The following is a 12,381-nucleotide window of genomic DNA, read 5'->3' on the forward strand; positions in this document are numbered from 1 at the left end:
ACCCCCGGAATCTCATTCCGTTCGGATCGGACCCTGCGCGTCAGGCCGCCGAGGTCACCAGCGGAGCGTGCAGATCGGCGCTCCACTCCTCGAGCGAGCCGTCGTAGACCGCGACGTCGGTCTCGCCGATCACGGCGAGCGCGAACGCCGTCGCCGAAGCCGCGATGCCCTGGTTGCAGTACGTGATGACGCGCGGAGACTCGGCGGGAGCCGCCGCACGGCGACTGCCGACGGGCGGGGCGAGAGCGTCGAGCACCCGTCCGAACCGCTCCCGGAGCGCCGCCGGCTTCAGCCAGCGCGCGCGGTCGCGGTCGAACAACCCCGTGGCGGGCACGTTCAGACTCCCGGGGATGTGGCCGGGACGCGCCTGCAACCCCGTCTCGCCGCGGAAGTCGGATCCCGACAGCGCGCACAGCAGCAGAGCGCTCCGCGATCCCGTCACGACGGACTGCACGTGGGCCTTGTCGACCCAGTACCCCGGCTGCTCCACGGCGACGAAGGGGGCGAACTCGTCGCCCTCGTCCTCGTCCGACAGGTCATCGCCGACGGAGGACGTCGCGGCAGCGAGGACCGGTTCCACCGAAGCTCTCAGCGGCCCGCTCTCGACCGGCCGTTCCTCGTCGCGCCAGGCGCCGAGGCCGCCGTCGAGCACCGCGACGCGCTCGTGCCCGAACGACCGGAACAGCCACCACAGCCGCGCGGCCCACTGCCCGGCAGCGCCGTCGTAGACGATCACGGTCGACTCGGCGTCGATCCCGAGTGCCCGCACCGACGCCTGAAAGCGCTCGGCGTCCGGCCGGCTGAACACGTGCGCGCCGTCCGGGTTCGAGAAGCCGTCGAGCAGATCGGCGAAGAGAGCCCCCGGGATGCGGTCGCCCGTCAGGTGCGCGTCCCGCCCGCTCAGCCACACCGGCCCGCGCCCGATCGACACGACACCGGCCAAACCGGAACCGCCGACGCCGGAACCGCCGGCACCCGAACCGCCCGCGCTCGACCCGCCCGGCCCCGCCCCGCCCCGCACCGTCGCGTCGACGACGACGAGGCCGTCCGACCCGAGATGGTCGGCCAGCCACTGCGGCGAGACGAGGGGTGAGGCGAGATACGGCGACACCCGGAGAGCACTGTTCCTGGTCACGGCTCCACGCTAACCACGAACCGATCGTCCGGGCTGGCAATCGCAACAGAAAGTAACGTGAACATAACGGTCACGACGGTGACTCTTGCGTGCCGACCCGAGGCGCCGCTAACGTGACCAAGCCCCAGAGGCACAACCCCACGCGGCACAACCCCAGACCACGCACGAGAAAGGACGAGCCATGTCGATCACGACGCAGAAGCAGCACCCGCTGCAGCAGCGCATCCAGCGACAGCTCGCCCTCGCACCCGTCCGCGCACTCGCGGGCAATCGCGATCTCGAGTACACCGTCGTGGTGCATCCGGCCTGATCCGCCGCCCCTGAGAAGGGGCAGCTCTCCCGCCCCGCACCGCGTCCAGGTCCGGGGCTTTTTTCATGCTTCCGTCGTTCCAGCCCACGCGGCGCGAGCGGCCCCGGTCCGAACGGGCACCGTGAAGAACGAATCAAGAAGAGAGAAAGGACCATGGAGAAGATCACCGACCGCCTGTTCAGTTGGGCGAGCATTCTCGACGAGAACGCCCGCGCGCAGGCCGTCACCACCTCCACGATGCCGTTCGTGTACCCGCATCTGGCCCTGATGCCGGATGCGCACCTCGGCCTCGGTGCGACCGTCGGCTCGGTCATCCCCACCCTGGGGGCGATCATCCCGGCTGCCGTGGGAGTCGACATCGGCTGCGGCATGATCGCGGTGAAGACGCAGTTCACCCGCGACGACCTGACCGCGAACGAGAAGGGCCTGACCGAGCTGCGCGAGCAGATCGAGCGCGCCGTCCCGCTCTCGGCGGGCGGCGTGAACCGTCGCGTCGTCGAGACCGCGGCGCCGAGGATCGCCGACCTCGAGGCGCGGGCCGCCGAGTCGGGCTTCGACCCGGCACTGTACGCCAAGCGGTGGCGCGAGCAGCTCGGCACCCTGGGCTCCGGCAACCACTTCATCGAGGTGTCGGCCGACGAGACCGGCGCGGTCTGGCTGTTCCTGCACTCGGGTAGCCGGGGTGTGGGCAACCGCATCGCCGGCCACCACATCGAGGTCGCGCAGAAGCTGATGACGCGCTGGTGGATCGAGCTGCCCGACCGCGACCTCGCCTACCTGGTCGAGGGCACGGACGAATTCGACCGGTACATCGCCGAGCTGCGGTGGGCACAGCACTACGCGTTGCTCAACCGCGAGGAGATGATGGACCGGGTCGTCCGCCAGACGAGCGAGTGGATGGGCGTGCCGGTGATCGAGCAGGAGCGGATCAACTGCCACCACAACTTCACCGAGAAGGAGCGGCACTTCGGCAAGGAGGTCTGGGTCTCCCGGAAGGGCGCGATCATCGCGACCGACGGCGCCCCCGGCCTCATCCCGGGGTCGATGGGCACCGCGAGCTACGTGGTCGAAGGCGCGGGCAACCCGCTCGCGCTCAACTCCTCGCCGCACGGTGCGGGCCGCGAGTACTCGCGGTCCAAGGCTCGCAAGACCTTCACGCACGACCAGCTGCGCGAGGCGATGACGGGCATCGAGTTCCGTGACACCGACGCCTTCATCGACGAGATCCCGCAGGCCTACAAGCCGATCGACCGGGTGATGGAGGATGCGCGCGACCTCGTGCGCATCCGTCACACCCTGCGGCAGCTGGTGAACGTCAAGGGCAACTGACGCCGGTCCGAGATCGAGGATGCACGGCGCTGACACGGGTGGACACCCGCGTCAGCGCCGTGTAAGCCCCGCGCAAGCGCGCCCTCGCACACTGGTCGAGAACCCCAGGGGTTCCACGACATCCCCCTCGATCGAAAGGAGATCGGATGCCTGAATCACGATCCACCGACTGGGCCGTCGAGGCCCACGGCCTCGTCAAGGTCTTCGGCGACAACCGGGCGGTCGACGGCGTCGACCTGAGCGTGCGCACCGGAACGGTGTACGGCGTGCTCGGCCCGAACGGCGCCGGCAAGACCACCACAATCCGCATGCTCGCCACCCTGCTGAAGCCGGACGGCGGCGAGGCCACGATCTTCGGCCACGACGTGCGGCGCGAACCGCAGATCGTGCGCCAGCTGATCGGCGTCACCGGCCAGTACGCCTCGGTCGACGAGACGCTGAGCGCGACCGAGAACCTCGTGCTCTTCTCGCGCCTGAACGGCCTCAGCCGAGCGGATGCGCGGCGCCGGTCGAGCGAGTTGCTCGAGGAGTTCGGGCTCAGCGAGGCCGCGAAGCGCCCGCTGAAGAACTTCTCCGGCGGCATGCGCCGGCGCCTCGACCTGGCGGCGAGCCTCATCTCACAACCGCCGCTGATCTTCCTCGACGAGCCCACCACCGGGCTCGACCCGCGGACGCGGGCGCAGATGTGGGACACCATCCGCCGCCTGGTCGCGACCGGATCCACGGTGCTGCTGACCACCCAGTACCTCGACGAGGCCGACCAGCTGGCCGACCGGATCGCGGTGATCGACCGCGGCATCGTCGTGGCCGAGGGCACGGCCGACGAGCTCAAGGGCTCGGTCGGCTCGGCCTCCCTGCTGCTCCGGCTCGCCGACCCCGCGAGCCTCGAGCGTGCCCGGCAGGCGATCCTCGACGTGCTGCACGTCGACGCCGTCCTCTCGCCCGAGGCGGGCCGGATCACGGCTCCCATGAGCGACCCGGACAGCGTCACCGACCTGCTGATCCGCCTCCGCACCGACGGCATCGCCGTGGCGGAGATCGCGGTGCAGCAGCCCACGCTCGACGAGGTCTTCCTCGCCCTCACCGGGCACGACACCACCGCGGCGGACGCCGCATCCGGAGACCCCGCCGGCCCCGGCGCCGAACTCGAACTGGAGGGAGCACGATGACCCAGCTCACCATCGCCCCGGGTGTCTCGCGCACCCTGAAGAATCACGTCAGCATCGGCCAGACCGTGCAGAACTCGCTCAGCATGGCCTGGCGCGGGCTTCTCAAGGTGCGCCGTACGCCCGAGCAGCTGATCGACGTCACCGTGCAGCCGATCATCTTCACTCTGATGTTCACCTACATCTTCGGCGGTGCGATCGCCGGAAGCGTGGCGAACTACCTGCCGTTGCTGATCCCCGGCATCCTCGTGCAGACCGTCGTGACCACCTCGGTGGTCACCGGTGTGCAGCTGCGGGAGGACATGGACAAGGGGGTGTTCGACCGCTTCAAGTCGCTGCCGATCGCCCGGATCGCGCCGCTGGCCGGTGCGCTCCTGGCCGACACGGTGCGGTACGCCATCGCCACGACCCTGACCTTCGTGATGGGGTTCGTGCTCGGCTACCGTCCCGAGGGCGGGATCGGCTTCGTCATCCTGGCGGGGCTGCTCGTGATCGTCTCGTCCTGGGCGATCAGCTGGATCTTCGCGTTCTTCGGCGTCATCGCCCGCAGCGCGGCCAGCGTGCAGGGCATCTCGTTCCTGGTGCTCTTCCCGCTCACCTTCCTCTCGAACGCCTTCGTGCCGGTCGACACGCTGCCGGTCTTCCTGCAGTGGTTCGTCAACATCAACCCGGTCTCGCACCTGGTGACGGCGGTGCGCGACCTCGCGAACTCCGGAACGTGGACGGGCGACGCGTGGATCTCGCTGCTCGGCGCCGCGGTGATCGTCGCGATCTTCGCACCGCTGACCGTGCGGGCGTACATGAAGAAGGCGTGACCCGGAAGTCACGTCCGGGAGCGGGCGCCGATCAGGCGCCGCGCACCGACCAGGGCCCGGATGCCCGCAGCACCGCTGCGGCGCGTCCGGGTCTTTCCGTCGGGGTGAGGGCGGCGGCGGCCGCGCGGGCGTGCTCGACGGCAGCGTCGGAGGTCTGGGCGCGGAAGCGGGCGAAGAGCGGGGCGAGGTGGAGTCCCGGCGCGTCCTGCTTGGCGCCCATCCTCTCGGCGAGGGCGAGGAGTTCGAGGGCCATGGCGGTCAGGCGCGACTGCTCGGCGTCGGCCGTGAGGCTCCCGTGCATCCGCGGGTCGGCGAGCCAGACCGCGAGGCCGACGAGCGAGGCGCCGAGCACCGGCTGGTCGGCGAAGGGGCTGATGCGCAGCGTCGCGATCGTGCGCGACCGGAGGCGCCGGGCGAGCCTGAGGGCCTCGTCCGGCCCGCCGGAACCGTCGAGCACGAGCACCGCCAGCGTCTCCGACAGGACGGTGCGGAACCACGGTGACGCCCGCAGCCGCGGCGCGTCGAAGGTGTCGAGCGCCTCCCGCAGCCGGGCGAGTCCTTCGACCGGCCGGCCCTCGGCCCGCAGCAGTTCGCCCTGGCCGGCGAGGCCGATCGAGCGGTACTCCACACCGTCGGTGCGGCCGGGCAGGGCGACGAGCCGCTCGAACACGTCCCGGGCCGCCGCGAGGTTGCCGACACCGATCGAGTTCACGCCGATCACCCAGTCGAGCTGCTGCAGATCCTCGGTGGCGCCGATGACGGCCAGGCCTTCGCGCGCGGGTCGCGCCCAGCGCAGCGCCTCCTCGGGCTCGGCGCTCTGGCTGGCGAGGGCCGCGAGCATCTGGGCGGCCATCGCGGCGCCCCAGGTGTCGCCGAGCTCTGCGGCGAGCCGCGCTCCGTTTCGCGTGACCACCGCGGCGGTGTCGCGGTCGCCGTCGTTCTCGGCCGAGATGCCGGCGATCAGGGTGCCGAGCAGGGCAGTCGCACGGTCGTCGGACGCCATGGCCCGTTCGACGCGCGCGGCGAGCTCGACCGCGTTGCCGGCCGCCATCATGATCTCTGCGACGGCGATCAGTCGCCGATCGCGGACCGACCGGGTGCGGAGGAGCCACCGCAGCCGGCCGAGCGGCCGCACCGCGAAGCGCAGGTCGCTGACCATCGTGGTCGCCGTGATGATCACGAGCACGCCGGCGAGCGCATCCACCTCGTCGGGGGCGGGCTCGAAGTGCCGGATCGCGTCGAAGACCGGCCGGCTGAACGCGTCGACCTCGGAGTGCGCGCTGCGGAGCGACCAGTAGTAGGCCAGCAGCGCGAAGACCGAGGTGACGATGTCGGGGCGCCCGGCGTCGATGGCTCGGCGGAGCACGTCGATGAGGTTGTCCTCCTCGGCCGTGACCTCGCGGAAGGTCGGCACCTGCTCGCGGCCGTCCATCCGGGCGCCGCGTGCGCGCGAGAAGTCGTCGGCCCAGGCAAAGAGGGCGTCGCGCACCTCGTCGCGGGCGCCCTGGCGCTCCAGCTGCAGCTGCCCGAACTCGCGGACCGTCTCGAGCATGCGGTAGCGGAGGCCGGTGCGGGTCTCCCGCACCATCACGAGCGACTGCGCGACGAGGGCGTCGAGGAGGTCTTCGATGGATTCGGGACTTGACGCGCTAGTGGCCGTGGTCGTGCTTGCTCCCGCCGCCCCGGCGAACACCACCGCCCCCGCCGCCTCCGCGCCGAACCCGTCGGCGAACTCCGAGAGCCGGGCGAGTGCGCGCTGCTCGTCCCGCCCGAGCAGGTTCCAGCTCCACTCGATCACCGCGAGCAGTGTGCGGTGCCGTTCGGGAGCCGACCGGTCGCCGCCCGCGAGCAGCGCGAAGCGGTTCGAGAGCCGGCGCTCGATCTCGTCGATCGACATCGTGCGCACCCGGGCGGCGGCGAGCTCGATCGCGAGCGGCAGGCCGTCCAGGCGCGCGCAGAGCCGCGCGACCGTCGCCACGGGCAGCACGGCGTCCTGCCGGGCGGCTGTCGCGCGGTCGAGGAACAGCCTGACCGCGTCATCCGTCTCGCCCGCACCGAGGGGCGCGAGCGCGAAGACCCGCTCGCTCGAGATCGCGAGCGGCGTGCGGCTGGTGGTGAGGATCGTGAGCTCGGGCAGCTCGGCCGTGAGCGTCGCGCACCACTCGGCAGCCGCCTCGATCACGTGCTCGCAGTTGTCGAGCACGAGCAGCGTGCGCGTCTCGCCGAGCCGGTTCAGGATGCGCGTGCGCAGGTCGGCGCGCACCACCTGATCGCCGAGGCGCCGGCCGTTCCCCGAGTCCCGGATGCCGAGGGCCGAGGCGATGCCGAAGACGACGTCCTCCTCGGAGCGCACGCTCGCGAGCTCGACGACGGCGACCGCGCGGAAGCGGTCGAGCGAGCGCGCGGCGACTTCGTGCGCCACCCGCGTCTTGCCGAGTCCGCCCGGACCGAGGATCGTGGTGACCCGCGCGATCTCGAGCAGCGCGAGGATCGCGGTCACCGCCGTCTCTCGGCCGATCAGCGCGTTCGGCGCGGCCCGGATGCCGCGGCCGATGCCCCGACCGGCGCTGCTTCGAACCGGGAGCGGTTTCTCGACGGGGGAGCGGTCGCTCCCGCCCGCCGGAGCGTCGCGGCCGAGCAGCTCGAGGTGCAGCGCCTGCAGCTCGACGTCGGGGCTGGTGCCGAAGGCGTCCTGCACCCGCTCGCGGAACCCCGCATAGACGGCCACCGCTTCGGTCGACCGGCCCCGGGCATCCAGGGCGCGCATCAGGAGCAGGTGCGCGGTGTCGTCGAAGGGGGCTCGGCCGGCGAGGCCCCGGGCGAGCTCCTCGGCGGTCTCGGCGCGGCCGAGCGCGAGGGCGGCGCCGGCGGCGACGGTCTGCAGCGCGTCGAAGACGTGCGCTGCCCGACCATCGAGGGCGTCGGCCAGGGCTCCGTCGTCGAGGTCGGCGCCGGGCTCGCCGCGCCAGAGGGCGACCGCCTTCCCCGCCAGTGCGGTGGCGGCGTCGGGCGACCCGTCGGCGACCGCGATGCGCGCCCGCTCGAGCAGCTCCTCGGCCGCCATCAGGTCGATCGCGGTCGGCTCGAGCGTCAGGCGGTAACCCGACGGGAGGGACTCGATCAGCTCGTCGCCGACGCTCGACCGCAGCCGGGAGACGAGGGTCTGCAGCGCGGCCCGAGCTCCGCGGGGCGGGTCGTCGCCCCAGATCTCGTCGGTCAGCCGCTCGGCCGAGACCGGCCGGGGAGCGGCGAGCGCGAGAGCCGCGAGCAGGGCCTTCGCGCGCGGCCCGGAGGCCTCGACGAGCGTGCCACCGGTGGCACCCGCGGTCGCGGTCCTAGCGGCGACGGGCCCGAGGACCCCCACCCGGACGCCCGCGCGGGCGTCGGCACCATCGCGGGAGGCACCGTCCGCCGGGACGGCGCCCGGCGCGGCCGGTGCGGTCGCCTCCGCGGGTTGCTCGCTCACCCGGCACAGCCTAATCCGTGCCTGCACAGGCGGTGATCAGGGCCATCCGGCATCATGGAGGCAAGGCCGCGATGCGGCCTCCGGACGAGGGCGCAGTACCCGGAGAGCGACAAGACTGACCACACGAGGAGTGTCGTCATGTCCTGGGTCGTTCTGATCGCATCCGGTGTTCTCGAGGCCGTCTGGGCCACGGCCCTGGGCCGCTCGGCGGGATTCACCAAGCTCTGGCCGACGGTGATTTTCGCGGGCGGGCTGCTCGCCTCGATGGGCGGGCTTGCGTTCGCGCTCCGCACCATCCCGGTCGGAACCGGCTACGCCGTCTGGGTCGGCATCGGCGCCTCGCTCACGGTCGCCTACGGGATGGCCTTCGGCGGCGAGGGCTTCTCGCTGGTGAGGACGCTGCTGGTGCTGGGGATCGTGGGGTGTGTGATCGGCCTCAAAGTCCTGCATTGACTCCGGCCACGCCGAGTAACTCTGCAAATGGGCGAGAGTGGGGGCGTATACGGGGTCGGTGTGCGTTATTTGCAGGGTTACTCCGTGCTCACCCGCACTCAGCCGCGGAGGAGGGCTACTGCTGCGAGCGACAGGAGGGCGATCAGGGCCCAGGAGGTGAGGCCTACTGCGAGGGCGCGGGTGCCGGTGCGGGCCAGGGCTCGGAAGCGGATGCTCGAGCCGAGCGCGAACAGGGCCATCGCCAGGAGGATCGTCTGCACGAGGTCGGCGGTGTCGAGCAGGGCCGACGAGCCCGACGCCGGCAGCAACGGCAGCAGGAAGGTGCGCACCAGCACCGCGGCGATGAACCCCGCGATGAACAGCGGCACGATCGGCGGCCGCTTCGCCGCCGGACGCTCGACGTAGTCCGGGTGCCCGGCGCCGAGCGCCGCGTTCCGGGCATCCGCCCGCCGCTCCACCAGACCCACGATCGCCACCATCGGCGCGAGCGTCAGCACCCGCGTCAGCTTCACGACGACCGCGGCCGCGAGCGCCGCCGGCCCCGCGATCTGGGCGGTCGCCACGACCTGGCCCACGTCGTGCACGCTGAGGCCAACCCAGAGCCCGAAGTCCTCCGGCGACATCCCGAGCGGGATCCGCAGCACCGGCAGGATGAAGATCGCCAGCGTGCCGCAGAGCGTCACGAGCGCCACCGGCGTCGCGGTGTCCTCGTCCTTGCTGCGGGTCACGGCGCTCATCGCTCCGACCGCCGAGGCGCCGCAGATCGAGAAGCCGGCGGCGATCAGGATGGGCTGCGTCCCGGGCAGCCGCAACGCACGCCCGAGCAGCAGGGTCGCGGCGAAGGTGATGCCGACGATCAGCACGATCACGACGATCGTCTCCCAGCCGAGTCCGGCGATGTCGACCAGGCTGAGCTTGAGGCCGAGCAGCACGATGCCGATCCGCAGCAGGCGCCGGGCCGCGATCGCGAGCCCGGGCTTCAGCACCCCGTCGAGCACGCGTTGCACGGCCGGGATCTGCCCGGCGATCATCCCGAGCCCCACGGCCGCCGTGAGCATCGGCACCGCCGGCAGCAGCAGGTGGATGCCGAAGGCCACCAGCGCGGCGACTCCCGCGACGGCCAGCCCGGCGACGAGCCTCATCGCCAGCTCGGCAGCCAGTAGTGCAGGCTGAGGAACCAGGCCGGCACCGGCATCCCGACCCAGACGGGGTAGAACCAGGCCGAGACCAGCACGCAGATCGCGAAGAAGCCCCCGACGATCCACAGAGCCCTCGTGCGAACCGGGCGCGGATCACCCCGCGAACCGAGCGCGAGCCCGATCACGAAGGTCAGCCCGAGGATCATGTAGGGCTCGAAGGCGATCGTGTAGAACTGGAAGATCGTGCGGTTGACGTAGAGCAGCCACGGCAGGTAGCCGGCGACCATCCCCATCAGGATGAGGCCGACCTGCCACTCACGCTTCCGGACCAGCCGGTAGACCAGGTAGAACAGGGCGGCGGTCGCGCACCACCAGATGATCGGGTTCGCGATCGAGGTGATGTTCTCGTAGCAGACGTCTCCGCCGCACTGGTCGGCGGGCACCGAGTTGACGTACATCTGCGTCGGCCGCACGAGGAACAGCCAGCTCAACGGGTTCGCCTGGTAGGGATGCGGCGAGTGCTCGTTGACGTGGTAGTTGTACACCGCCGACTCGAGGTGCCAGAAGTTCTGCAGCGACAGCGGCACCCAGGAGAGGCCTCCGGTCCACTGGCCCTGCGCGGCCTCGGCCCAGTTGCGGTACATGCCTCCCGAGGTCGAGAACCAGCCGATCCAGGTCACCATGTAACAGACCAGGGCGAGCGGCAGCAGCAGCACGGCGGTCACCGGCCCCTGCTTCAGCACCGCCGCGCTCAACCAGAACGGGATGCCCAGGCGACGGCGCGCGAGCGCATCCACCACCACGAGGTACACGCCGAACGCGGCGAGGAAGTAGACGCCCGACCACTTGACCGACGAGGCGAAGCCGAAGGCGACCGCCGCGGCGAGCACCCAGGGCCGGTTCCAGAGCACGGGCCCCCAGGCGGGCACGACGGGAGGCCGGGACGTGCCGTCGGGCCGGTCGGGCGGGTGCGTCGTGCGCGCGGCGACCGCGGCGGCGAGCCGCGTGGCGTGCCACTCCCGGTCGAGCAGCACGGCCCCGAAGCCGAGCAGCAGAAACAGCGCCACGATCCCGTCGAGCACCGCGACCCGGCTCATCACGATCGCGTGCCCGTCGATCGCGAGCAGGAACCCGGCGATCGTGCCGAGCAGGGTCGACTTGAACAGCTTCGTGGCGATCAGCGCGGTGAGCAGCACGAGCAGGATGCCGCAGACCGCCACCGAGATGCGCCAGCCGAACGAGTTGTCGGCGCCGAAGATCGCCATGCCGAGCCCGATGATCCACTTGCCGAGCGGCGGATGCACGGCGAACGAGGAGTTGGTCTGGAAGATCTGGTACGCCCCGGCGTTGAACTGCGCGTCGGCGTCAGCGGGCCAGGAAGCTTCGTACCCGAGGTTCCAGGTGGTCCAGGCATCCTTCACGTAGAAGGTCTCGTCGAAGACGAGGCTGTGCGGATGCGCGAGGTCGACCAGGCGGAGCACGGCTGCCAGCAGCGTCACCGCGATCGGCCCGCCCCAGCGCCAGAGCCGCTGCCGGCCCGGAGTGCCGACGAGCCGCAGCCACCAGTCGTCGAGGCGCGAGCCGGTGGGGCCGGTGTACTCGGGCGGGGTCGGGGGCGACGCCGGGGCCGGGGGCTCGGTCGTCACCTCTGTGCTCACCGGGCCATGCTAACGGGTGCGGCCCTGGTGGGAGACTGGGGCCATGCTCATCCTCGCGGCCACCCCCATCGGCAACCTCAAGGATGCGTCGCTCCGGCTGATCGAGATCCTGGAGAACGCCGAGGTGGTCGCCGCCGAGGACACCCGGATGACGGCGAAGCTCCTGCGAGGCCTCGGCATCGAGAACCGGCCGCGCTTGATCCCGCTGCACGAGCACAACGAGCGCGAGAAGTCGGCGTCACTGGTCGAGCTCGCCCGCGACGGCGACCTGGTGCTGGTCAGCGACGCCGGGATGCCCACGGTCTCGGACCCCGGCTACCAGCTCGTCGTCGCCGCGGTCGCCGCGGGCGTGGACGTGACGGTCGTCCCCGGGCCGAGCGCCGTCGTCACGGCCCTGGCGCTCTCCGGGCTGCCGACCGACCGCTTCACCTTCGAGGGTTTCCTGCCCCGCAAGCAGGGCGAGCGCCTCGCCGCCTTCCGGGCGCTGTCCCGCGAGACCCGCACGATGGTCTTCTTCGAGTCGCCGAACCGCATCGCCGACTCGCTCACCGACCTGGCCACCGCGCTCGGCGCCGACCGCCGGGCCGTCGTGGTCCGCGAGCTCACCAAGCTGTACGAGGAGGCCAAGCGCGGCACGGCGGCCGAGCTGGCCGAGTGGGCCGCCCAGGGGGTCAAGGGCGAGATCTGCCTGGTCGTCGCCGGCGCCGCGGCGCTCGAGATCGATCTCGGCACCGGGGTGACGCAGGTGCTCGAGCTCGTCTCCGACGGGCGGAGGCTGAAGGACGCGGCGGCCGACATCGCCGAGGCCACCGGCCTGTCCAAGCGCGACCTCTACGAAGGCGCCCTCGCGGCCCGCCGTCCCGGGGCGGGCGGGCCCGCCGCCCCCTGAGTCCGCCCGGCCTTTAGGATG

The 12,381-nt window shown here is 71.7% G+C and carries 10 protein-coding genes and 1 riboswitch; of the genes, 6 read left to right on the top strand and 4 right to left on the bottom strand.

The window, feature by feature from the left end; genetic code table 11:
- Positions 1-40 precede the first annotated feature (40 nt).
- Positions 41-1,135 (bottom strand): sulfurtransferase, encoded by a 1,095-nt coding sequence (locus tag HSO01S_RS13885; RefSeq protein WP_157079091.1) that lies wholly within the window; start codon positions 1,133-1,135, stop codon positions 41-43.
- Between the two features lie 181 nt (positions 1,136-1,316).
- On the opposite strand from HSO01S_RS13885, the gene HSO01S_RS19640 reads away from it, so the two are divergent.
- The 4 genes from HSO01S_RS19640 to HSO01S_RS13900 all read left to right on the top strand — a co-directional run bounded on the left by HSO01S_RS19640 (position 1,317) and on the right by HSO01S_RS13900 (position 4,755).
- Positions 1,317-1,445, top strand: a complete 129-nt coding sequence (locus HSO01S_RS19640; RefSeq protein WP_281177826.1) for a hypothetical protein — start codon at positions 1,317-1,319, stop codon at positions 1,443-1,445.
- Between the two features lie 153 nt (positions 1,446-1,598).
- On the top strand, positions 1,599-2,774 hold the full coding sequence (locus HSO01S_RS13890) for an RtcB family protein (protein WP_066042534.1): 1,176 nt from the start codon (positions 1,599-1,601) through the stop codon (positions 2,772-2,774).
- Positions 2,775-2,920: 146 nt separating this feature from the next.
- Positions 2,921-3,943 (top strand): ATP-binding cassette domain-containing protein, encoded by a 1,023-nt coding sequence (locus tag HSO01S_RS13895; RefSeq protein ID WP_066042537.1) that lies wholly within the window; start codon positions 2,921-2,923, stop codon positions 3,941-3,943.
- Complete coding sequence (locus tag HSO01S_RS13900) at positions 3,940-4,755, top strand: ABC transporter permease (protein WP_066042539.1); 816 nt, start codon at positions 3,940-3,942, stop codon at positions 4,753-4,755. The genes HSO01S_RS13895 and HSO01S_RS13900 overlap by 4 nt, the downstream gene beginning before the upstream one ends.
- Before the next feature lie 31 nt (positions 4,756-4,786).
- Here HSO01S_RS13900 and HSO01S_RS13905 read toward each other — a convergent pair whose 3' ends face one another.
- Entirely contained in the window at positions 4,787-8,221 is a 3,435-nt protein-coding gene (locus tag HSO01S_RS13905; RefSeq protein WP_066042541.1) for an AfsR/SARP family transcriptional regulator, read from the bottom strand.
- Between the two features lie 60 nt (positions 8,222-8,281).
- Positions 8,282-8,345: riboswitch (guanidine-III (ykkC-III) riboswitch) on the top strand.
- Between the two features lie 14 nt (positions 8,346-8,359).
- Here HSO01S_RS13905 and HSO01S_RS13910 point away from each other — a divergent pair.
- A complete protein-coding gene (locus HSO01S_RS13910) occupies positions 8,360-8,674 on the top strand; it encodes a DMT family transporter (protein WP_066042544.1) in 315 nt (104 codons plus the stop codon).
- Between the two features lie 98 nt (positions 8,675-8,772).
- Here the strand turns inward: HSO01S_RS13910 and HSO01S_RS13915 are convergent, their stop codons facing one another.
- Entirely contained in the window at positions 8,773-9,816 is a 1,044-nt protein-coding gene (locus tag HSO01S_RS13915) for a YeiH family protein (RefSeq protein WP_066042546.1), read from the bottom strand.
- Complete coding sequence (locus HSO01S_RS13920; RefSeq protein ID WP_084361688.1) at positions 9,813-11,471, bottom strand: dolichyl-phosphate-mannose--protein mannosyltransferase; 1,659 nt, start codon at positions 11,469-11,471, stop codon at positions 9,813-9,815. Before HSO01S_RS13920 ends, HSO01S_RS13915 begins: the two co-directional genes overlap by 4 nt.
- A gap of 43 nt (positions 11,472-11,514) precedes the next feature.
- On the opposite strand from HSO01S_RS13920, the gene rsmI reads away from it, so the two are divergent.
- Positions 11,515-12,360, top strand: coding sequence for a 16S rRNA (cytidine(1402)-2'-O)-methyltransferase (gene rsmI / locus HSO01S_RS13925; protein ID WP_066042549.1), 846 nt, complete (start codon positions 11,515-11,517; stop codon positions 12,358-12,360).
- The last annotated feature ends 21 nt before the right edge of the window (positions 12,361-12,381 follow it).

The sequence above is a fragment of the Herbiconiux solani NBRC 106740 genome (genome assembly GCF_001571005.1).
Lineage (GTDB): Bacteria > Actinomycetota > Actinomycetes > Actinomycetales > Microbacteriaceae > Herbiconiux > Herbiconiux solani.

Excerpts from the sequence above, each read along its gene's own strand:
- HSO01S_RS19640 (WP_281177826.1), top strand. The coding sequence starts at position 1,317 with ATGTCGATCACGACGCAGAAGCAGCACCCGCTGCAGCAGCGCATCCAG.
- rsmI (WP_066042549.1), top strand. The coding sequence starts at position 11,515 with ATGCTCATCCTCGCGGCCACCCCCATCGGCAACCTCAAGGATGCGTCG.
- HSO01S_RS13895 (WP_066042537.1), top strand. The coding sequence starts at position 2,921 with ATGCCTGAATCACGATCCACCGACTGGGCCGTCGAGGCCCACGGCCTC.
- HSO01S_RS13890 (WP_066042534.1), top strand. The coding sequence starts at position 1,599 with ATGGAGAAGATCACCGACCGCCTGTTCAGTTGGGCGAGCATTCTCGAC.
- HSO01S_RS13910 (WP_066042544.1), top strand. The coding sequence starts at position 8,360 with ATGTCCTGGGTCGTTCTGATCGCATCCGGTGTTCTCGAGGCCGTCTGG.
- HSO01S_RS13900 (WP_066042539.1), top strand. The coding sequence starts at position 3,940 with ATGACCCAGCTCACCATCGCCCCGGGTGTCTCGCGCACCCTGAAGAAT.
- HSO01S_RS13915 (WP_066042546.1), bottom strand. The coding sequence starts at position 9,816 with ATGAGGCTCGTCGCCGGGCTGGCCGTCGCGGGAGTCGCCGCGCTGGTG.